This window comes from Kitasatospora sp. NPDC049285, from assembly GCF_040678815.1.
Lineage (GTDB): Bacteria > Actinomycetota > Actinomycetes > Streptomycetales > Streptomycetaceae > Kitasatospora.
The window spans coordinates 1-20,566 of record NZ_JBFAQR010000097.1 but is presented as its reverse complement, the minus strand read 5'-3'; the positions used below and the strand labels follow the sequence as shown (position 1 = coordinate 20,566).

The 20,566-nt window shown below is 72.4% G+C and carries 13 protein-coding genes and 1 pseudogene; 1 reads left to right on the top strand and 13 read right to left on the bottom strand.

What is annotated here, in order from left to right; all coding sequences use genetic code 11:
- Positions 1–265: 265 nt before the first annotated feature.
- The 5 genes from mmsB to AB0K51_RS33225 all read right to left on the bottom strand — a co-directional run bounded on the left by mmsB (position 266) and on the right by AB0K51_RS33225 (position 8,049).
- On the bottom strand, positions 266–1,501 hold the full coding sequence (mmsB, locus tag AB0K51_RS33245; RefSeq protein ID WP_363461757.1) for a multiple monosaccharide ABC transporter permease: 1,236 nt from the start codon (positions 1,499–1,501) through the stop codon (positions 266–268).
- 3 nt (positions 1,502–1,504) lie between these two features.
- The gene (gene mmsA, locus AB0K51_RS33240; RefSeq protein ID WP_363461755.1) at positions 1,505–3,052 is read right to left on the bottom strand and encodes a multiple monosaccharide ABC transporter ATP-binding protein; all 1,548 of its coding nucleotides are present in this window, start codon (positions 3,050–3,052) and stop codon (positions 1,505–1,507) included.
- 110 nt (positions 3,053–3,162) lie between these two features.
- Positions 3,163–4,248, bottom strand: coding sequence for a multiple monosaccharide ABC transporter substrate-binding protein (chvE, locus tag AB0K51_RS33235; RefSeq protein WP_363461761.1), 1,086 nt, complete (start codon positions 4,246–4,248; stop codon positions 3,163–3,165).
- 328 nt (positions 4,249–4,576) lie between these two features.
- A complete protein-coding gene (locus tag AB0K51_RS33230; RefSeq protein ID WP_363461753.1) occupies positions 4,577–6,511 on the bottom strand; it encodes a phosphatase PAP2 family protein in 1,935 nt (644 codons plus the stop codon).
- A 176-nt stretch (positions 6,512–6,687) separates the two neighbouring features.
- The gene (locus AB0K51_RS33225) at positions 6,688–8,049 is read right to left on the bottom strand and encodes an endonuclease (protein ID WP_363461751.1); all 1,362 of its coding nucleotides are present in this window, start codon (positions 8,047–8,049) and stop codon (positions 6,688–6,690) included.
- Positions 8,050–8,324: 275 nt separating this feature from the next.
- On the opposite strand from AB0K51_RS33225, the gene AB0K51_RS33220 reads away from it, so the two are divergent.
- A complete protein-coding gene (locus AB0K51_RS33220) occupies positions 8,325–9,419 on the top strand; it encodes an aldose epimerase family protein (protein WP_363461749.1) in 1,095 nt (364 codons plus the stop codon).
- An 81-nt stretch (positions 9,420–9,500) separates the two neighbouring features.
- Here AB0K51_RS33220 and AB0K51_RS33215 read toward each other — a convergent pair whose 3' ends face one another.
- From AB0K51_RS33215 to AB0K51_RS33180, 8 genes and pseudogenes are all read right to left on the bottom strand, one after another.
- On the bottom strand, positions 9,501–11,618 hold the full coding sequence (locus AB0K51_RS33215; protein ID WP_363461747.1) for a beta-galactosidase: 2,118 nt from the start codon (positions 11,616–11,618) through the stop codon (positions 9,501–9,503).
- A 69-nt stretch (positions 11,619–11,687) separates the two neighbouring features.
- Positions 11,688–13,436: a cellulase family glycosylhydrolase gene (locus AB0K51_RS33210; RefSeq protein WP_363461745.1), complete on the bottom strand. Its 1,749-nt coding sequence runs from the start codon at positions 13,434–13,436 to the stop codon at positions 11,688–11,690.
- Positions 13,437–13,485: 49 nt separating this feature from the next.
- Positions 13,486–14,997: a glycoside hydrolase family 43 protein gene (locus tag AB0K51_RS33205; RefSeq protein ID WP_363461743.1), complete on the bottom strand. Its 1,512-nt coding sequence runs from the start codon at positions 14,995–14,997 to the stop codon at positions 13,486–13,488.
- Positions 14,998–15,078: 81 nt separating this feature from the next.
- Entirely contained in the window at positions 15,079–15,186 is a 108-nt protein-coding gene (locus AB0K51_RS33200) for a hypothetical protein (protein ID WP_363461759.1), read from the bottom strand.
- Positions 15,187–15,205: 19 nt separating this feature from the next.
- Positions 15,206–16,628 (bottom strand): annotated as a pseudogene (locus AB0K51_RS33195) (alpha-galactosidase); the annotation flags it as partial.
- A 145-nt stretch (positions 16,629–16,773) separates the two neighbouring features.
- A complete protein-coding gene (locus tag AB0K51_RS33190) occupies positions 16,774–18,759 on the bottom strand; it encodes a beta-galactosidase (RefSeq protein ID WP_363461741.1) in 1,986 nt (661 codons plus the stop codon).
- A 23-nt stretch (positions 18,760–18,782) separates the two neighbouring features.
- Positions 18,783–19,823, bottom strand: a complete 1,041-nt coding sequence (locus AB0K51_RS33185) for a LacI family DNA-binding transcriptional regulator (protein ID WP_363461739.1) — start codon at positions 19,821–19,823, stop codon at positions 18,783–18,785.
- A gap of 29 nt (positions 19,824–19,852) precedes the next feature.
- The gene (locus AB0K51_RS33180) at positions 19,853–20,320 is read right to left on the bottom strand and encodes an ABC transporter permease subunit (protein ID WP_363461737.1); all 468 of its coding nucleotides are present in this window, start codon (positions 20,318–20,320) and stop codon (positions 19,853–19,855) included.
- Positions 20,321–20,566 lie beyond the last annotated feature (246 nt).

The window sequence follows — 20,566 nt, the reverse complement described above, 5'->3', positions numbered from 1 at the left end:
CCTCGCGATGATCAACCTCATGACCCGCCGACTCACCAACGAAACCACCCCGACATGGCGCGGCACATGAACCATGACCAAGCCATTCATCTCCGGACAAAACAACGGGACGAAACGCCCTCTGAGCGATGCCGCCACACGTTCCGGTGGGCCCGGACCAGCCAGTGGACGGAGGTGGTGATGGGTGGTGGGGGCGGACACGACTCCGCCCGGTCGGGGGACCGGGCGGAGGGGGGTGGAGATGTGGGGCTGTGGGTGGTGCGGGTCAGGAGCCGACCTTGCGCTTGTTGTAGACGTCGAAGCCGACGGCGGCGAGCAGGACCAGGCCCTTGATCACCTGCTGGTAGTCGGTGCCGATGCCGACCAGCGACATGCCGTTGTTGAGGACGCCGAGGACCAGGCCGCCGATGATCGCGCCGAGGACGGTGCCGACGCCGCCGCTGGCGGAGGCGCCGCCGATGAACGCGGCGGCGATCGCCTCCAGTTCGAAGTTGATGCCGGCCTGGGGGGTGCCGGCGTTGAGGCGGGCGGCGAAGACCAGGCCGGCCAGCGCGGCGAGCACGCCCATGTTGACGAAGGCGAGGAAGACGACGCGCTTGCTGCGCACGCCCGAGAGCTTGGCGGCCGCCTCGTTGCCGCCGATGGCGTAGGTGTGCCGGCCGATGATGGAGTTGCGCATCAGGTAGCCGAAGGCGAACAGCAGCACGCCGAGGATCAGCAGCACGATCGGGAAGCCGTGGTAGCTGGCGAGCAGCATCGTGAAGACCGCCACCGCGGCGGTGATGACCGCGAGCTTGGCCAGGAAGAAGCCGAGCGGCAGCAGTTCGAGGTCGTAGGAGGCGGCCTGCCGGCGGCCCCGGACCTCCTGGAGGATGGTCACCGCGAGCACGGCGGCGCCGAGCAGGAGGGTCAGGTTGTGGTAGTTGGTGTGCGGGCCGACCTCGGGCAGGAAGCCGCTGCCGATCTTCTGGAAGCCCTTGGGGAACGGCGCGATCGACTGGCCCTGCAGCATGATCTGGGTGCCGCCGCGGAACAGCAGCATGCCGGCCAGCGTGACGATGAACGAGGGGATGCCGACGTAGGCGATCCAGAAGCCCTGCCAGGCCCCGGCGGCGGCGCCGATCAGCAGGGCGAGGACCAGCGTCAGCGGCCAGGGCACGGAGTGACGGACCATCATGACCGCCGCGGCCGCGCCGATGAACGCGGCCAGCGAGCCGACCGACAGGTCGATGTGCCCGGCGATGATGACGATCATCATGCCGATGGCCAGGATCAGGATGTAACTGTTCTGCTGGACCAGGTTGGTGACGTTGAGCGGCTGCAGCAGGATGCCGCCGGTCCAGAACTGGAACAGCAGCACGATCAGCGCCAGCGCGACCAGCATGCCGTACTGGCGGACGTTGCCGCGCAGCGCCTGGACGAGGACGGCCGCGACGGGCGGGCGGGTGCCCGCGGCGGGTGCGGCGGCCTTGGCCGCGGTGGTGGTCTCGGTCTGGGCCATGCGTTATACCTGCTCGTTCTGGAGTTCCGCGCTCACGGTCATGAGGCGCATGAGGGATTCCTGGGTGGCGTCCGCCCGTTCGACCTCGCCGGTGAGCCGCCCCTCGGCCATGGTGTAGATGCGGTCGCACAGGCCCAGCAGCTCGGGGAGCTCGGAGGAGATGACGAGGACCGCCTTGCCCTGGGCGGCGAGGTCGGCGATGACGGTGTAGATCTCCGACTTGGCGCCGACGTCGATCCCGCGGGTGGGCTCGTCGAGGATCAGCACCTCGGGCTCCGCGAAGATCCACTTGCTGAGGACGACCTTCTGCTGGTTGCCGCCGCTGAGCTTGCCGGTCTCCGCGAACACCGAGGGGGCCTTGATGTTCATGGAGGTGCGGAAGCCCTCGGCGACCCGGGTCTCCTCGTGCTCGTTCACCACGCCGTGCCGCGCGACCTTGCCGAGCGCGCTCAGCGAGATGTTGCGGCTGATGTCGTCCATCAGGTTGAGGCCGAGCTGCTTGCGGTCCTCGGTCACGTACGCGATGCCGTGGCCGATCGCCTCGGGCACGGTGCGGGTGCGGATCTCCTGGCCGTTCATGAGGACCCGGCCGCCCGTCCACCGCCCGTAGGAGCGGCCGAAGACGCTCATCGCGAGCTCGGTGCGGCCCGCGCCCATCAGGCCGGCGATGCCGACGATCTCGCCGCGCCGGACGTTGACCGACACGCCGTCGACCACGTTGCGCTGGTGGTCGATGGGGTGCTGGACGGTCCAGTCCTCGATGGCCAGGGCGACGTCGCCGAGCTGCGGGGTGCGCTCCGGGTAGCGGTGCTCCAGGTCGCGGCCGACCATGCCGCGGATGATCCGGTCCTCGGAGATGCCCTCGGCGCCGATCGCGAGGGTCTCGATGGTCTGGCCGTCGCGCAGGATGGTGATGGCGTCGGCCACCCGGGCGATCTCGTTCAGCTTGTGCGAGATGATGATGCAGGAGATGCCCTGGGCCTTGAGCTCCAGGATCAGGTCGAGCAGCTTGCGGCTGTCCTCGTCGTTGAGCGCGGCGGTCGGCTCGTCGAGGATGAGGAGCTTGACCTCCTTGGCCAGCGCCTTGGCGATCTCGACCAACTGCTGCTTGCCCACGCCGATGTCGGCGATGCGGGTCTGCGGGCTCTCGTGCAGGCCGACCCGGCGCAGCAGCTCCCGGGCGTGGGTGAGCGTCCGGTTCCAGCTGATGATCCCGCGGCTGGCGTGCTCGTTGCCGAGGAAGATGTTCTCCGCGATGGACAGGTACGGCACCAGGGCGAGTTCCTGGTGGATGATCACGATCCCGCGCTGCTCGCTGGCGCGGATGTCCCTGAACCGGCAGGGCTCGCCCTGGAAGAGGATCTCGCCCTCGTAGGAGCCGTGCGGGTAGACCCCGCTGAGCACCTTCATCAGGGTGGACTTGCCCGCGCCGTTCTCGCCGCAGATGGCGTGGACCTCGCCGGCGGCGACGGTGAGGTTGACGTCGGAGAGCGCTCTGACACCGGGGAACGTCTTGGTGATCGAACGCATCTCGAGGACGGGTCCGGCCATGTGGTGCATCCGTTTCGGCTGGGGACGGGTGGAGTGGGGGCGGGCGGAAGCGGACGCTTCTGGTCGTCCGCCCCCGCCCGGGCTGCTGCGGGCCGCGGAGGCTGCGAAGGCTACTTCAGCTGGTCCGCGGTGTACTGGCCGCCGTCGACGAGCACCTTCTGGTAGTTGTCCTTGTCCACGCTCACGGGCTGGAGCAGGTAGGCCGGGACGACCTTGACGCCGTTGTTGTACTGGGTGGTGTCGTTGGTCTCGGGCTTGCCGCCGGTGAGCAGCGCGTCGCCCATCTGGACCGCGACCTTGGCGAGCTGGCGGGTGTCCTTGTAGACGGTCTGGGTCTGCTCACCCGCGATGATCGACTTCACCGACGCCAGTTCGGCGTCCTGACCGGTGACGATCGGCAGGGCCTTGCCGCTGCCGCCGTAGCCGACGCCCTTGAGCGAGGAGATGATGCCGATGGAGATGCCGTCGTACGGGGAGAGGACGGCGTCGACGCGGGTGGAGGTGTAGGACTTGCTGAGCAGGTTGTCCATCCGCGACTGGGCGAGCGCGCCGTCCCAGCGGAGCGTGGCCACCTGGTTGAGCGCGGTCTGCCCGCTCTGGACGACCAGCTTCTTGTCGTCGACGTAGGGCTTGAGGACGCTCATCGCGCCGTTGAAGAAGAAGTTGGCGTTGTTGTCGTCCGGGGAGCCGGCGAACAGCTCGATGTTGAACGGGCCCTTGCCGTCCTTGAGGCCCAACTTCTCGGCGATGTAGATGCCCTGGAGCACGCCGACCTTGAAGTTGTCGAACGTCGCGTAGTAGTCGACGTTGGCGGTGCCGCGGATCAGCCGGTCGTAGGAGATGACCGGGATGTGGGCGTCAGCGGCCTTCTGCAGCACGTCGGTGAGCGAGGAGCCGTCGATCGCCGCGACCACCAGCAGCTTGGCGCCCTTGGTGATCATGTTCTCGATCTGCGAGACCTGGTTCTCGACGACGTTGTCGCCGTACTGGAGGTCGGTCTTGTAGCCCTTGGACTGGAACTCCTTGACCATGTTGTTGCCGTCGTTGATCCAGCGCTCCGACGACTTGGTCGGCATCGCGATGCCGACCAGCCCGCCCTTGGCGTCGCCGCTCTTGGGCGCGCCGTCACCGACACCGTTCGAGCTCTGACCGCACGCGGCCAGGGAGAGCGCCAGGCCCGCAGCGGCGAGGGCCATCGAAAGCTTCCGCACAGTTCCTCCAGGAAGACGCCGAGGCCGGCCGGACCTGGGGTGGCGGCCGACCATCGGACGAGCAGGGGGTCGAGCACGAGCGGGGCCGGTCCGGCAGTCGGTGAGACCGGGAGCGCTCGGTATCGAGTTGGGTGAGACCGGGACGCTGTGGGTGTCCTGGCCTGCTGTTACCTGAGTGTTAACGCTCACAGAACGGTCGTCAAGAGTGCTCGCATTACCGTTGGGTCTCGCGCAGGGCTCGGGTCGGCCGCTTTCGCCCAGGGCTTGACGACACGTGGTGTGAGCGTTAACAATCCCGCAGCGCGGGCGGCGCTCAGCAGCGGGTCAGCCGCACCGCCAGGCCGTCGTGCGCGTACAGCGGCGTCGCCCGGTACCCGGCCGCGTCGACCGTGACGGTGCCGAACCCGCCCTGCAGGCTGCGTCCGCCGATCACCGGCAGCACCACGTCGTCGCCCAGCGCGCGGGCGTCCGGCAGCCGCAGGACGAGCTGCGCGCCGCGGCCCAGCGTCACCCGGCCCGCGACCGTCAGGGCGGGCCCGCGGTGGTGAGACAGCGTCACCTCCAGGCGCGTCCCGGCGGCCGACTGCAGGTAGTCGCCGTGCACCCGGACGGCGCCCGGCTCGGCGTCGAGGCGCAGGGTGCCGCCGCGGACCTGGACGTCGCCGCGCCCGAGGGCGTCGCGGGAGGCGGCGGTGAGGACCCCGGCCGCCACCACGGTGGTGCCCGTGTAGCGGTTGGTGCCGGTCAGGGCCAGCGTCCCGGTGCCGCGCTTGGTGAGGCCGCCGGGGCCGTCGATGTCGTTGCGCCAGGCGTCGGCCGCGCCGAACCCGCCCGCGGCGGCGTCGAGTTCCACGGTCACGTCCCGCGCGAACGAGCCGTAGCCGTCGGCCGCGGCGAACAGGTTGAGCCGTCCCCACATCTCCGGGCCGTCCAGCAGGACGTAGCCGGAGGGCAGGGCGGTGCTGCGCAGCACCTCGCGGCGCTGGGCGGCGTCGAGGTAAGGAAGGCGGGTCTCCAGCAGCACCTCGGCCCCCTTGGGCACGGTCATCGGGACGTCCCGGCCGCCGGGGCGCAGGACGTACGTCAGCCGGGGGGTGACCTGCTCGGCGTTGGTAGCGCGGTCGGCGTACGGGTCCTCGGCCCTGGTGGCCCGGTGGGCGAAGGCGTACAGGGTGTCGGCCGTGGTGCCGGTCCGCGACCGGAAGTACTCGGCGGCCTGGCTCCGGGCGGCGGCCTTGAGTGCGGCGTTGCGCGGGTCGGCGAGGGTGGCGGCGGCGAGCGCGGTGGCGAGGGTGCGGCCGCCGATGACGTCGAGCGGGGAGTGCATGCCCGCGGTGATCCGGGTGTGGCTGAGCTCGAACGCCCGGGCGATCAGCTCCTGGAAGCGCTCGGGCACCGCGTACGCGAGGGCCAGCGCGGCCAGGTGGAAGGCGTTCGTGTGCCCGCTCACGAAGCCGCCGTCGTCGGCCGGGGAGGTGTTGCGCTGGCGCAGCAGCTGCGGGGCGACGACGACGTCCGAGGCGTAGACCGGGAAGCCGAGCGCGTCGGTGGCGCCGGTGTCGACGACCGCGCTGTCCTCGGTCAGGCGCCAGGGACGCGGGTACCGGTAGGCGTACTTGGAGGGGTTGCCGGAGGCGTACGGTCCGCGGAGCGTGTTGACCAGGGCGACCACCTGCCCCAGCTCCGAGTCGGCGGCGCCGGGGCCCAGCGCGGAGCCGGCGGGCGCGTCGGCGGGGACGGCGTCGTCGATCTTCGCGGGCGGGGTGGAGTCGGGCGCGGTGGTGATCGAGGTGACCGCCCGCGCGCCGGTGCGGTACAGGTCGGCGAGCGGGCCGAGGCCGGCGATGACGGCGTAACTCTGGTGCTGGCGGTCGTAGACGAAGGCTTCCCTGGCCTGTGCCGCGGTGCGCTGGGTGGTGACCCGCACGCAGTAGCGCACGTTGGCGCGCAGGATGTCGGCCAGCAGCGGCGAGCCGTCGTTCCAGGAGGCGCCGGTGTGCCAGATCCGGTTCATCCCGGTGAGGATGCGTACGGCCGCGTTCCCCTCCGGGGTGAGGTCGGCCATCGTGTTGGTCGTGTAGGAGTCCACGAAGGCGGCGCCCTGGGCGGGGCCCGCGGGCGCCGCGGCGGCCCGCTGCGGGGCGACCAGCAGGCTCAGGGCGGTGGGCGCGGCGAGCAGGCCGAGGGAGGTGCCTGCGGAGCTGCGCAGGAAACGGCGGCGGTCCAGGGGTTGCTGCTGATCGTTCATCGCTGGTCTTCCTGCGGTGGGTGGCCCGGTGGGGCGGAGCGGTCGTCCGGAAGGGCGGGAGGTTCCCCGGCCCGGGTGGCGGCCCGGACCGGGGGGTGCGCGGTGGTCGGGAGGTTTCCCGGCCCGGGTGGCGGCCCGGGCCGGGGGGTGCGCGGTGGTCGGGAGGTGAGGGACGGTCAGCGGCGGGTGAGGAGGAAGCCGAGCTTGTCGACCTCGTCGCCGGCGCGCCCCTGGAACCCGGCGAGCTGCCAGCCGGCGGGCGCGGTGCGGGTCACGCAGTCCGCGGTCGTGGTGCCGCCGGCCAGCGACCGGCCCAGGTTGGTGGTGAACGAGGCGTAGAAGATGCGGGTGTGCCCGCTGTACGAGCCCTGGCAGAGGGTGGCCGCGGTCAGGTACTCGCCGCTGCCCAGGGTGAGCGAGGAGGCGGTGCCGCCGGAGCCCCCGTGGGTGAGGACGGTGCCGTTGCCGAGGGTGAGGCCGACCTGGTCGACGCGGGCGCCGGCCCGCAGGCTGACCACGGCGGCCTGCGCCCCGGCCGGAACGCGGTCGACGTCGTCGTAGAAGTCGCCGTGCGGGCCGCCGAACTGCTCGCTCGCCAGGTAGGCCGGGTTCCGGCTCCAGGTGAAGCCGACGGCGACCGGGTCGTGGTCGGAGAGCATCCGGCCGGAGCCGTCCAGGAAGTCGGCGTGCCGGTTGGCGTACGAGGTCGCGCCCAGCGAGACCAGCGCGCTGCTGCGGTACAGGACCTTGTCGACGATCTCGCAGGTGTCGGTGGGCGCGTTCTGGTCGCACAGCAGCGGGTCGGCGCCCCGGGTCGGCGCGACGCCGCCGCGCTCCAGCTGCACCCACGCGTCGGTCAGCCGGTTGTCGGCGGCGAAGGCGGCGATGGTGTCGTCGGCGCGCGTGTAGCGGGTGTTGGTGTCGCCCATCACGACGACGGCGTTCCCGGCCGAATGGGTCCTGATGTAGCCGGTGAGCTGCGCCAGGTTGGCGGCGCGGGCGGCCTCGTCACCGGTCGCCGTGCCCGCGTTCGCGTGGAGGTTGTAGAAGTCCACGTACACGCCCTCGGCCAGCCGGGTCCGCGTGAAGGTGAACCCCTTGGGGGTGAGGCAGTCGCCGGAGTCGAGCTGGCAGTCCCGCCACTTGACCCGCTCGAAGTCGTCGGTGTCGTAGGCGAGGCCGGACAGGGTGTTGAGGCCGCTGCCGATGCCCGCCCCGCCGCTGGTCGCCGTCCGGTACGGGTGGGAGTCGGCGGCGTACAGCGCGGCGTGGTAGTTGAAGTCCTCCTGGACGTTCACGACGTCGTACGGCGCCAGCCGGCTCCCGATGGCGGTGGTGCTGGACTGCCGGTCGGTCGAGGCGCTGGACAGCACCTGCGGCAGGCCGGCGACGTTGTACGTCAGCACGGAGAACGACCCGCCCTCGCCGGTGGCCTGCGCGGCCGGGGCGCTGACCGGGCTGCCCAGGGCGGCAGCCGCGGGGAGCGCGCCCACCAGGACGGAGCGGACGAGGGGGCGGCGCAGGAGGGGTTTGGACATCGGTGCTCCGATCGGAGAACGGCCACGGGATCATCCGGCGCCCCGGAGCGTATGAGCCAGCCATGAGGGCGTCAAACCTGTCGGCGAGCCTCCAAACCTCCTGTGAGCAGCGGCTTTATGACGCCATGCCAAATCATCGGGGGAGCTTCTGTTAGCGTTAACGGAGTATTCTTGTGGGACTCCGGGAACTCGTCCCGACCGGTGGCGGCGAGGCGGTAGCGGCGAGCTGGGCGACGGGAATAGTGTTAGCGCTAACAGTTTTTGAGGAGCTGCCCATGCCGCCCAACGCACTCGTGTCGCACGGACCGCTGACGGTCACCCAGGACAACGCCGCCGCCCTGGCCGACGGGCGGTGGATCACCCGCTGGACCTTCGGCGCCCCCGGCGGGGTGACGGCGGAGGTGCTCAGCCTCGGTGCCCGCCTGCAGGCCCTGCAGGCGCCGGACCGGGACGGGCGGACCGTGAACGTCGTCCTCGGCAGCGACCGGGTCGCGGACCTGCTCGGCGAGGGCGCCTACTTCGGCGCCACCGTCGGCCGCTACGCCAACCGGATCGCCGGCGGCGTGCTGCCGCTGGAGGGCGCGGTGCACCTGCTGGCCGGCCACGGCGGCGCCGGGCACACCCTGCACGGCGGCCCGGACGGCTTCGCCACCCGGCTCTGGGAGGGCGTGCCGGTCCGGGACGGGGCGCGGGTCGGGGTGCGGCTGCGGCTGCACAGCCCGGACGGCGACCAGGGCTTCCCCGGCGCGCTGAGCGCCGAGGTGACGTACCTGCTCGACGCCGAGGGCGAGTTGAGCATCGAGTACCGGGCCGTCACGGACGCGCCGACGGTCGTCAACCTCACCAACCACGCCTACTTCAACCTGGCGGGCGAGGGCGCGGGGACGGTGCTGGACCACATGCTGCGGGTCGAGGCCGACGGTTACCTGCCGGTGGACGCCGAGCTGATCCCGCTCGGCCCGGTCGAGCCGGTGGACGGCACGCCCTTCGACCTGCGCACGGCCCGGGTGGTCGGCGAGCGCATCGCGGCGGAGCACCCGCAGCTCGCCGGAGCCGGCGGCGGCTGGGACCACAACTGGGTGCTGACCGGGACGGGGCTGCGCACGGCCGCGGTGCTGAGCCATCCGGCCAGCGGCCGGCGGGTCGAGTGCCGCACGACCGAGCCGGGCCTGCAGGTCTACACCGGCAACGCCTTCGACGGCTCGCTGGTCGGACGCTCCGGGCGGCGCTACGGGGCCCACGCGGGGATCGCGCTGGAGACCCAGCACTTCCCCGACTCCCCGAACCGGCCGGAGTACCCGTCCACCGAGCTGCAGCCGGGCGACGAGTACCGCTCGACCACGGTGTACCGCTTCTCGGTGGACCGCTGAGGGGCGTACCCGCGGACCGCTGACGGACCAACGCGAGTGGGGCCGGCCCGACGGGCCGGCCCCACTCGCGTCGACGGGGCGTCAGGAGGCGACGAGGACCCGCACGCCCCAGGCGCCGAGCGGCACCGGGGCGCCGGCCGGGACCGGGGTGCGGGTCAGCACGTCGGTCAGGTCGGCGGGGGCGGTCGCCTCGGCGGGCTGCCAGCTCCAGTTGTGCAGGACGTGGACCCGGCGGCCGTCGGGGGAGGTGCCGGTGGTGGCGGTGACCGTCTCGGGGAGGCCCGACCAGCCGCCGACCGGGGCGGGCGCCAGCCAGGCGGCGAGGGAGCGGGCCGACGCGCGGCCGGGCACGGTGCCCACGCAGGTGACCCGGCCGGCGCCGTGACGGCGGGTGGTGACGGCGGGCCAGCGGCCGAAGTGCGGGTGGTCGTACTCGGCGAGCACCGTGGCGTCCGCGACCAGCAGACCGTCCAGCCAGCGGGTCGCGGTGGCGTCGGCGGGGAGTTCCAGCGGGCTGTCCGCGGCGGCGCGCAGCGGGAGGTCCGCGGACAGGTTGCTGAACTCGTCGTAGGACACCCCCGCGGCCGCCACCAGCCGGGCGGGGGCGGGCTCGTGGCGGGCCCGGGCCTCCTGGTCGGCGTAGCCGGTGCGCGGGCCGAGCACCAGGTGGCCGCCGGCCTCGGCGTACGCGGCGAACCAGTCGAGCAGCGAGTCCTCGGCCAGGTACAGGCCGGGCACCACCAGCACCGGGTGCTGCCGGGCGGCGGTCCGCGGGTCGACGCCCTCCTTCTCGCCGCGGGCGTCGTGGAGTTGGCGGGCGTGCAGGATCCGCACCTGGCGGCCGGCCTCGAAGGCGCCGCGGTAGAACGGGTCGAAGATGCGGTGGTACGAGGCGGAGTCCTCGGCGCCGGCGGCGGTGGCCAGCGGCGGGTACTTCTGCATCAGCCACTTGCTGGGCAGCGAGTAGACCATGGTCAGGTCGGCGTCCGGTTCGAGCCCGGCCACCAGCTCGCCCGCCGTCTCGAACTCCGCGCCCAGGCGGGCGAGTTCGGCGTAGACCCGGCCGGGCCGGCCGCTGTGCGGGAGGATGCCGCCCCAGTAGGTCTCGGTGCCGAAGTGCAGGGTGTGCCAGTGCCAGTACTCGATCATCCGCGCGCCCCGGGAGACCAGCGCCCAGGCGGCCTGCCGCCACTGCCCGTCGAAGGCCGGACGGTTGTCCGAAGTGCCGCTGACGGCCTGGGCGTTGGTCTCGGTGACCAGGAGCGGCTCCTGCCGGGAGGAGTAGATCCGGTCGGCGCTCTGGAACAGCGCCCACACGCCGGTGGTCTTCCACCACTGCTCGTGGTCCTCGGGCGTGGGGTCGGGCAGCGTGAGGGCGTCCTGCATGTCGTAGTACGGGTTGCCGGCCGTCACGTCCAGGGCGTCGGTCACCTCGTCGTCGTCCACCGCCGGGTGGCCGTAGGCCAGGCAGGTGGTGACGAACTGGTCGGGGCGGGCGTACTCGCGCGCGATGGCGGCCTGCCAGGCGACGAACTCGGTGGTCTGCCGGGCCTGGAACGCCCGCCAGGCGACGTCGTACTGCGGCTGCTGGTTGCCGTGGGGCTCCCACAGGTCGGCCCAGGTGGACAGCCGGTGCGACCAGTAGACCAGGCCCCACTCGCGGTTGAGGGTCTCCACGTCGCCGTACTGCCGGCGCAGGTGGTCGGTGAAGCGCTGGAAGACGCCGTGGTTGTGCGGCAGGTGCAGGCCGGGCTCGTTGTCGACCTGGAAGCCGATCACCGCGGGGTGGCCGGCGTGCCGGGCGAGGATGGCGCGGGTGACGCGCTCGGCGTGGAAGCGGAAGGCGGGGTGGCTGAAGTCGGCCTCCTGGCGGGAGCCCCAGCCCATGGGCCGGCCGCCGGACTGCACGGTGGCGATCTCCGGGTACTGGCGGGCCAGCCACGGCGGCACCGCGTAGGTGGGCGTGCCGAGCACCACCGAGATGCCGCGGGCGTGCGCGGCGTCCAACACCGGGGTGAGCCACTCGAGTTCGAAGCGGCCGCTGTCCGGCTCCCAGGTCGACCAGACCGACTCGCCGACCCGGATGACGGTGAACTTCGCCTCGGCCATCAGGTCGAGGTCCTCCTTCAGCCGGTCGTACGGCTGGTACTCGGGGTAGTAGGCGGCGCCGAACAGGACGCGCGGAGGCAGGGGGAACATCGCTGACACCTCGTCAGGGAGGAGCCCCGGCTGCCGGAGCGGCGGCCGGGGCGGGTTGCGGACTTGTCGTCAGGAAGCGGAACCGGTGACGGTGCTGCCCGAGCGGGTCAGCTTGTACGTCCCGGTGGCGCCGCTCCGGTAGTGGAGGGTGAGGACCGCGGTCCGGCCGTCCGTGAGCGAGCTCAGGAACTCCTTGGTGAAGGTGGTCGCGTTGCCGGCGTAGTCGGGTGCGAAGCTGGAGCCCCAGCCCTGGAAGGCGGTCCAGGAGGCCGGGCCGGCGTTGGTGCCGTCGGTGTACTTGGACTCGATGGTGGCGAGCTGGTCGCCGCGGTACTGGGTCGGGACGCTCAGCCCGTCGGTGGTGCCGGTGGCGTCGGACAGCACCGGCAGGTCGGAGCTGATGATGTGGAGCTTCCAGTCCACGCCCTCGGAGAACCACAGCTCGACGGTCGAGTTGACGCCGTAGGAGCGGTCGCCGGCCAGTCGGGTGAGGGCGGACGCGAAGAGGGTGAGCTTGCCGTCCTTGACCTTGTAGTCCGGGCCGTCGCGCAGCTGCGCGTTGCCGTTCCACACCGTCAGGAACCGGGTGCCGTTCAGGTTGAGGTCGATGGTCTGGTCGGTGATCGGCCCGGACTTCGGCAGGAACAGGTTGTCGCTGGCGGCCGTCCCGGAGCGGCTGGTCCAGGACTGCTTGATCATGGCCATCAGGTCCGGCTCGCGCCACTGCAGGGAGCTGCGGTTGAGGAAGTTGGCGTCGTCCCACAGCGCGCTGGTGACGTGGCTGGTCCGGGCCTGGTAGCCCAGCTCCTCGTAGTACTTCAGCATCTCGCCGTTCTCGACGGTGCCCGAGTTCGGCTCGCTGAGCAGGCCGTACTCGCCCAGGTAGACCGGGACGCCCTTGCTGGTGAAGATGGTGCGCATCCGCGCGAAGGCGTCGTTCAGGTCCTTCTGGGTGGTGGCGTCGTAGGTGGTGGTGCCGGCGATGTTCACGCTGAACGGCCAGTAGCTGTAGTAGTGGACGGTGGCCACCAGGTTCGGGTCGTGCAGCGAGTTGATGGTGGCCGACAGGTCGTTCATCAGCTCGTCGGACGGGGTGCAGCCCTGGGTGGGCAGGACGAGCAGGCGGTTCTTGTTGTTGCCGCCGGACTTGCGGACGATGGTGAAGAACGAGGTGTTCAGCTCGTTCATGTACTGCTTCTTCTGCGCGTCGGTGGTGCCGTTGGCGAACGACGGCTCGTTGACGCTCTCCATGAGCAGGCTGCGCGGCTCGTCCTTGAGGGCGGTGGCGATCTGCTGCCAGGTGGAGTTGAACCGCGCCATCACGTTGTCGTGGTCGGTGGCGATGTTCGATATCCACTGCCACGAGTCGTGGTGCACGTTCATCTCGGCGTACAGGCCGGCCGCCTGCGCCAGGTCGACCACCTGCTTGACGCGCTTCAGGTAGGTCGCGTCGATGGTGTACGGGGCGGTGGCGGACTCGTGCGGGTACCAGGTGACCGGGATGCGGACGCTGCGGAAGCCCTCCGAGCGGATCTTGTCGAACAGCGCCTTGGTGGCCAGCGGGTTGCCCCAGGACGTCTCGTCGGGGATGGCGTCGAGGGTGTTGCCGAGGTTCCAGCTGGGCTGCATCGCGGCGAGCGCGGCCATCCGGTCCTTGGGGACGTGGACGCCCGCGGTCTGCTGCGCCGCGTCCGGGGCGGCCGGGGAGGCGAACGCGGGACCGGCGGTGAGGCCGCCGGTGGTGACCAGGGCCACCAGCAGGGTCGCGGACCGGCGCAGCCGGCGGCTGCGCGGGCGGGCGGTCTGGGCGTCGATCATTGCCGTGCCTTTCGTCGAGCGGGTGGGTGGAGGGAGGCCTGACGGCTCGTCAGGAGCTGTGGTGGGGGCGGTAGTCGAACCAGTCGGCGTGCACCGTGCCGGCCGCGGCGTACAGGCCGATCACCCGGCCGGTGAAGCCGCCCGCCACCTCGGTGGACAGGTAGCGGCCCTCCAGCGAGCCGAGCACGGTGAAGGCGCCGTCGGGCTGCTCGATCCCGAAGGAGAGCAGGTCCGGGCTGGTCCGGGCGCCCTCCGGCGGGTGCGGGGCGATCTCCAGGCCGAGCACCACCGGGCCCTCGGGCACCGTCGCGGAGCCCACCTCGGTGCGCAGCGGCCCGATCCGGGCGAACACCGTGACCCGGCCGGCGGTCGCCTCGATCTCGTAGTGGTGCCGCTCGTCGAGCCGGATGGCGAGGCCGCCGCGACCCGCGGAGGCGTCGACCAGGGCGCGCACCCCGCAGGTCAGGTGCTGCTGGCGGCGGCCGACGAACACCGCGTCCGGCTCGTCGAGCGAGGCCCCGGCGGCGTGCAGGGTGAGCCAGCCGGCGCGCTCCTTGGTGGTGACCAGCTGCGCCGGGCGCTCGCGCACCGAGATCCAACTCGGCTGCAGGTCGGGCTGGTCGAAGTCGTCGCGGACCGGTGCGGCGGGCACCGGGTGCAGCGGCCAGGCGGGCGCGGGCGACTCGAGTTCGAGTGCGCCGACCACCGGCCAGCCGTCCACCCAGTCGACCGGGGTGAGGAAGGTCTCCCGGCCGAGCACGTGCCAGCCAGGGGTGCCGCCGCGCGGACGCACGGCGAGCAGCACCATCCACCAGGAGCCGTCGGGCGCCTGGACCAGGTCGGCGTGGCCGGTGTTCTGGATCGGGTGGTGGGTGCCGCGGTGGGTCAGGACCGGGTTGTGCGGGCACGGCTCGAACGGGCCCTGGGGCGAGCGTCCGCGGGCGATGGCGACGCTGTGGCCGCGCTCGGTGCCGCCCTCGGCGATCAGCAGGTACCACCACGCGCCGATCCGGTACAGGTGCGGCGCCTCGGGGGCCTGCGCGCCGGCGGAGCCGGACCACAGCGGCTGCGACTCGCTCAGCGACCTGCCGGTCGCGAGGTCCAGGCGCTGCTGGGAGACCCCGGCGACGGTGACCCAGCAGGTGCCGTCCTCGTCCCAGGCGAGGTCCGGGTCGATGCCCGGGACGTCGGGCAGCGGCAGCGGGTCGGACCACGGCCCGGCCGGGTCGGTGGCGGTGAAGAGCACGTTGCCGGAGGAGCCCACGTTGGTGACGATCAGCCAGAACCGGCCGTCGTGGTGGCGCAGGGTCGGCGCGTAGATCCCGGCGGAGGAGGGCATCTCGGGCGGCAGCGTCAGCTGGCTCGGCCGGTCCAGGGCGTTGCCGATCTGGGTCCAGTTCACCAGGTCCCGGCTGTGGAAGACCGGGATGCCGGGGAAGTACTCGAAGCTGGAGCAGACGAGGTAGTAGTCCTCGCCCACGCGGCAGATGCTCGGGTCGGGGTGGAAGCCCGGGATCACCGGGTTGGTGACGGTGCTCGCCGCCGACTGCTGGCCTGACACGGGATCGGTTCCTCTCGATGGTGCGGTTCGGGCGGCGCCCCGGGCCGGGTCGGGCACCCGGGGCGCCGCTGGTGCGGCCGGCTAGCCGATGGCGCAGGAGGCGCCGTTCAGCCAGAAGGCCGGGGGATTGGCATCACTGCCGGACCAGGTGGCCCGGAAGCCCCACCGGACGCTCCCGCCCTGCGGGATGGCGGCGTCGTAGGTGCGGCAGGTGCAGGGTGGTGGTGGCGTCCGCTCCCGGGCGGCGCCAGACCGTCAGCAGGGTGTCGCCGCCCGCGGTGCGCAGCGCGAGCGCGACCCACGGGTCGTCCCAGCGCGGCAGGCCCAGCGGCCAGCACGGCACGGCGTGCGGCAGCTCGGCGCGCAGCGACTTGTGGACGGCCACCGCCTCGCGCACCGACGCAGCCTCGTCCGGGCCGAGTTCGGTGAGCTTCCCGGAGAGGTGGATCCGGCCCAGCAGCGCGCTCGCCATGGTGAAGGCCACCTCGTCCGGCGAGTCCTCGGGCTGCGGGTAGCTCCACACGGCGCCCTGCTCCGGGGTGACGGCCGTGGGGGCGGCCGCCGCGATCGGCGGGTAGCGCAGCAGGTCCTGCTGGTCGCTGGTGGACTGCAGCTGCATCCGGGACAGCAGGGCGTGGTCGGTCCGCATGGCGCCGGACGCGCAGTTCTCCAGCACCAGGTCCGGGTGCCGGTCCAACAGGCCGTCCAGCCAGTCGAGTTGGGCCCGGTTGTGGCCGAGCAGGCCGGCCGCCGGGGCCTCCCCGGGGTGGGCGCTGGTGCCGGAGCCGGGGTCGGTGTTGTGGTCCAGTTTCAGGTAGCCGACGCCCCAGTCGGCGACCAGGCGGTCCACCACCGCGTCCAGGTGCGCCCGGGCGGCCGGGTGGCGCAGGTCGAGGTGGTGGCGGCCGCCTCCCTCCTCGATCCGCTGCCCGTCGCGCCGGAAGAACGCCTCCTCGGGCAGTGACTTCGCCAGCGGGCTGGACACCCCGACCGCCTCCGGCTCCAGCCACAGGCCGGGCACCATGCCGCGCTCGCGGATGCGGTCCAGCACCTGGTGGATCCCGCCCGGCCCGGGGAAGCGGGAGACCGAGGGTTGCCAAGGCGGTGCGCAGCGGTTCGCGCTGCCAACGGCCCTCGGCCATCCAGTCGTTCTCCGCCCAGAGCAGCTCGGCGGCGTCCAGCTCGGCCGGGTCGCCGGTGGTGAGGGCGCCCACCACCAGGGAGGACGCCGACTCCAGGTGCAGCGGCTCGCGGCCCTCGTTACGCAGCACCACCTCGGCGCGCAGCACGGGGATGCCGTCCGGGGAGCGGTAGTTCACCTCGGCGGCCAGGCCGGTGACGGGGTCGTGCAGGTCGACGGTGAGCAGGTGCCAGTCGCCGTCCCGGCCGACGGTGTGGCCGCGGTGGCGCAGCCGGGCGCCGATGGTGGTGTCGATCAGGTGGCGGCCCGACCAGTACCGCCCGTGGCCGGCGGCGGTGGCTTCGACCAGCGGGAGCGCGGCAGCGGCGGGCGCCGGGGTGTCGCCGGGCCGGCCGAGGTGGCGCAGGCGGGCGGTGCCGTCCTCGGCGAGGTCGATGGTGAGGGCCAGGGCGTGGTGGCCCCAGCGGACGGTGATGGGTGCGTCGGTCATGGCGAGGTCCTCGCATGGGGGCGAGTCGGCTGCGGTGGTGGGCCGTCAGGTGGCGGGAAGGAGCGGAAGAGTGACGGATCGTCAGCCCGTGAGTGGAGGGCGGCCCGTCCGCCGCGGTCGGGGAAGGGGGGCGGACGGGCCGGGATCAGTGCGCGCGCAGGACGGCGCAGCCGCCGGGCGGGAGTTCGGCGAGCGGGCCGTCGGTCAGCAGGTCGTGGGCGGGCTCGGGGAGCGGCGCGGCGTCCGGGCCGTGGTTGATCAGCAGGTGCCAGCGGCGGCCGTCCGGGGCGTGCCGGGTGACCGACTCGACGGTCGGCGGCAGGCCCGGGAGGTCCGGGGCCAGGCCCGCGTCCGCGGTGAGCCGGGCGACCAGCGCGCCGTAGGACGCGTCGTCGAGCCGGGTGGAGAGGTACCAGGCGTGGCCGGCGCCGAAGGCGTGGCGGGTCAGGGCGGGGGAGCCGGCCAGCATGCCGTCCGGGTAGGCGGCGACGGTCTCGGCGCCCTCGGTGCGCAGCGACTCGCTCCAGGCCGTGGCCCGCGAGCCGTCCGTGAGGAGCAGCTCCGAGGTGCGCGGCAGCGGCCGGTACTCCTCGACCCGGATGCCGAGCGCCTCGCGCAGCGGCGCGGCCGGGTAGCCGCCGAGCCGGGCGTGCATGCGCTCGTCGACGGCGCCGCTGAACGGCTGCACCAGCAGGGTGCCGCCGCCCTCGACATAGGCGCGCAGGTTGGCCGCGCCCGCGTCGGAGAGCAGGAACAGGGCGGGGGCGAGGACCAGCCGGTAGCGGCTCAACTCCCGTTCGGGGTGGGCGAAGTCGGTGGTGACGCCGGCGTCCCACAGCGCGCGGTGGGCGCGGCGCAGCTCGCCGTGGTAGTCGAGTTCGCCGGACGGCAGGCCGTCCACGTTCATCGCCCACCAGGCGTCGGAGTCGTGCAGGACGGCGGCCTCGGCGCGCACGGTGGAGCCGGCGAGTTCGGCGAGCCGGCCGACGGCCGCGCCGGTGGCCGCCGTCTCGCGGAAGGTGCGGCTGTCGGCCCCGGCGTGCGGGACCATCGCGGAGTGGAAGAACTCGGCGCCGGCCTTGGACTGGCGCCACTGGAAGAACAGCGCGCCCTCCGAGCCGCGGGCGATGTGGCCGAGCGAGTGGCGCAGGATGTCGCCGGGCTCCTTGGCCAGGACTCGGTCCCCGGCGTAGACGGTGTTGGTGCCCTGCTCCATGAGCAGCCAGGGCGCGCCGCCGGCGAAGGAACGGGCCCGGTCGGCGCCGAACGCGGTGTCGGCGGCGGCGCCCCGGCCGGACGCGGTGGGGTAGTGGTCGACGGACACCACGTCCACCTCGCGGCCGAACGCCCACAGGTCCAGGTTCTGGTAGCCCGGCAGCATGAAGTTGGTGGTGACCGGGAGGTCGCTGTGCGCGCGGATCGCGTCGCGCTGCTCCCGGTAGGCGGCGATGGTCAGGTCGGAGAAGAAGCGGCTGAAGTCCACGGACCGGCCGGGGTTGCCGTGCCACTGGGTGGCGCGCGGCGGCTGGACCTGTTCCCAGCTGCTGTAGCGCTGGCTCCAGAACGCCGTCCCCCAGGCCTCGTTGAGGGCGTCCAGGGAACCGTGGCGCTCGCGCAGCCAGACCCGGAAGGCGGCCGCGGTGTGCTCGCACCAGCACAGCGTCACGTACTCGTTGTGCACGTGCCACAGGGCCAGCGCCGGGTGGTCGGCGTAGCGTTCGGCCAGCGCGCCGGCGATCCGGCGGGCGGCCTGGCGGTAGGCGGGGGCGGCCAGGCAGTAGGTGTCGCGGCTGCCGTGGGTGAGGCGGACGCCCTCGGGGGTGACCGGCAGGGCGTCCGGATGGGCCAGGGTGAACCAGGGCGGCGGGGAGGCGGTCGGGGTGGCCAGGTCGACGGCGACGCCGGCGGCGTGCAGCCGGTCGAGGTGGGCGTCGAGCCAGCCGAAGTCGTAGCGGCCCTCCGCCGGCTCCAGCAGGGCCCAGGAGAACACGCCGACGGTGGCCAGGTTGACCCCGGCCCGGCGCATCAGCTCGTCGTCCTCCTTCCACACCTCGGCGTCCCACTGCTCGGGGTTGTAGTCCCCGCCGAACGCGAGGCCGCCGAGCCGGTCGGTGAGTCGGCGAATCGTCATGGGAAATCTCAGCTTCCGTGGCGTCAGGGACGGGATGTGGTGCGGTGCGGGGCGGGGGCGGTGCTCTCCCGGACCATCAGGTCCGGTGCCACCAGCAGCAGTTCGTCCTTCGGTTCGAAGCCGTCGGCCACCGCCGTGATCCGGGCCATCACCTGGTCGACGGCCAGCTGCCCGAGCTCCTTCTTCGGACTGGTCACGGCGGTGAGCCGGGGGGAGTGCTGCTCGGCGAGCGCGTCCGGGCAGATGGCGATCACCGAGGCGTCCTCGGGGACGGTCCGCCCGCCGGCCCGCAGCAGGTTGAGCAGCGGGCCGATCGCGCCCTCGTTCTGCACGACGAACCCGGTGGTGTCGGGCCGGTCGGCGAGGATCCGGGCCAGGGTGCCGGCGGTGGACTCGTAGGTGCCCTCGCAGGGGCGGTGCAGGAAGCGCACGCCGCGCTGTTCGGCGCGGTCCCGGAAGCCCTGGACGGTGCGCTCCGCGTAGCCGGCGTGCCGGCGGTAGACGGCGCTGCCGTAGCCGATGAACGCGACGTCGCGGTGGCCGAGGTCGGCCAGGTGGTCGGCGCACAGGGCGCCCGCGGTGGTGAAGTCGTGGTCGACGCAGGACAGTCCGGCCGGGTCGGCGGGCAGGCCGATCAGCGCGGCGGGCACGCCCCGGGCGTGCAGGACGGGGACGCGCTCGTCGTCGAGGCGGACGTCCATCAGGATGACGCCGTCGGCCAGGCCGCTGGCGGCGACCCGCTGGACGCCGTCGGGGCCCTCGTCGTTGGTGAGCAGCAGCACGTCGTAGCCGTGCTCGCGGGCCGCGACGGTGACCGCGATGGCGATCTCCATCATGGTCGGCACGTGCACCTCGGTGTGCAGCGGCACCATCAGCGCGATGATGTGCGAGCGCTTTCCGGCCAGTGCCCGGGCTCCCGCGTTGGGGTGGTAGTCGAGCGCCGTGATGGCCTGCTCGATGCGGGTGCGGGTCTTCCGCGAGATCGATCGCTTCCCGCTCAGCGCGTAGCTGACGGTGCTGGCGGACACGCCCGCGTGCCTGGCCACGTCGGCGAGGGTCACCATCGGTCCACTTCCTTAAGGGTCGGTCGGGCTCAGCCCTTGATCGCGCCGGTGAGCACGCCCGTGCGCAGGTGCTTCTGGACGAACGGGTAGGCGAGCAGCATCGGGACCAGGGTGAGCACCACCACGGCCATCTGCAGCGACAGCGGCGCGGTCTGCTGGTGGACGCTGCCGAAGCCGGAGTTCACCGAGCCCGGCAGGCCGTTGCCGCGGTTGACGTACGTCAGCAGCACGTCCTGCAGGGGCCACTTCTGACTGTCCGTCGGCATGTAGAGCAGGACGTTGAAGAAGGAGTTCCAGTAGCCGACCGCGTAGAACAGGGCGATCACCGCGGTGACGGCCCGTGAGGTGGGCAGGACGACCGACCACAGGATGCGCCAGTCGCCGGCGCCGTCGATCCGGGCGGCGTCGATCAGCTCCGAGCTGGTGCCCTGGTAGAAGGAGCGCAGCACCAGGATGTTGACCGAGACAGCGGAGTTCAGGAAAGTTCTGCGGTTCATCCCAGTTCTCATGGGGGCGGCCCTTCTCCAGCAAACTGTCGAAACGCTTGGATGTTTCGGTGACACTAACGATGGGTTACCGGTTCGACAAGGGCCTGAACAAATCTAAATTCGGCTTCCTGTAAGGCTGTTGACACGTGCGAGCGCGCCGTGTCAGCGTCGATGGGCTTCGACGAACGAGCCTCGACCATCTGCCCGAGGGGTCTACCCACGTGAGTGCCACGCCCACGCCCGCCACCGGCCTGT

Bases quoted from the DNA above. Each gene is read 5' to 3' on its own strand.
- AB0K51_RS33220 (WP_363461749.1), top strand. From the start codon at position 8,325: ATGCCGCCCAACGCACTCGTGTCGCACGGACCGCTGACGGTCACCCAG.
- AB0K51_RS33185 (WP_363461739.1), bottom strand. From the start codon at position 19,823: ATGGTGACCCTCGCCGACGTGGCCAGGCACGCGGGCGTGTCCGCCAGC.
- AB0K51_RS33215 (WP_363461747.1), bottom strand. From the start codon at position 11,618: ATGTTCCCCCTGCCTCCGCGCGTCCTGTTCGGCGCCGCCTACTACCCC.
- mmsA (WP_363461755.1), bottom strand. From the start codon at position 3,052: ATGGCCGGACCCGTCCTCGAGATGCGTTCGATCACCAAGACGTTCCCC.
- AB0K51_RS33180 (WP_363461737.1), bottom strand. From the start codon at position 20,320: ATGAACCGCAGAACTTTCCTGAACTCCGCTGTCTCGGTCAACATCCTG.
- AB0K51_RS33190 (WP_363461741.1), bottom strand. From the start codon at position 18,759: ATGACGATTCGCCGACTCACCGACCGGCTCGGCGGCCTCGCGTTCGGC.
- mmsB (WP_363461757.1), bottom strand. From the start codon at position 1,501: ATGGCCCAGACCGAGACCACCACCGCGGCCAAGGCCGCCGCACCCGCC.
- AB0K51_RS33230 (WP_363461753.1), bottom strand. From the start codon at position 6,511: ATGAACGATCAGCAGCAACCCCTGGACCGCCGCCGTTTCCTGCGCAGC.
- AB0K51_RS33225 (WP_363461751.1), bottom strand. From the start codon at position 8,049: ATGTCCAAACCCCTCCTGCGCCGCCCCCTCGTCCGCTCCGTCCTGGTG.
- chvE (WP_363461761.1), bottom strand. From the start codon at position 4,248: ATGGCCCTCGCCGCTGCGGGCCTGGCGCTCTCCCTGGCCGCGTGCGGT.
- AB0K51_RS33210 (WP_363461745.1), bottom strand. From the start codon at position 13,436: ATGATCGACGCCCAGACCGCCCGCCCGCGCAGCCGCCGGCTGCGCCGG.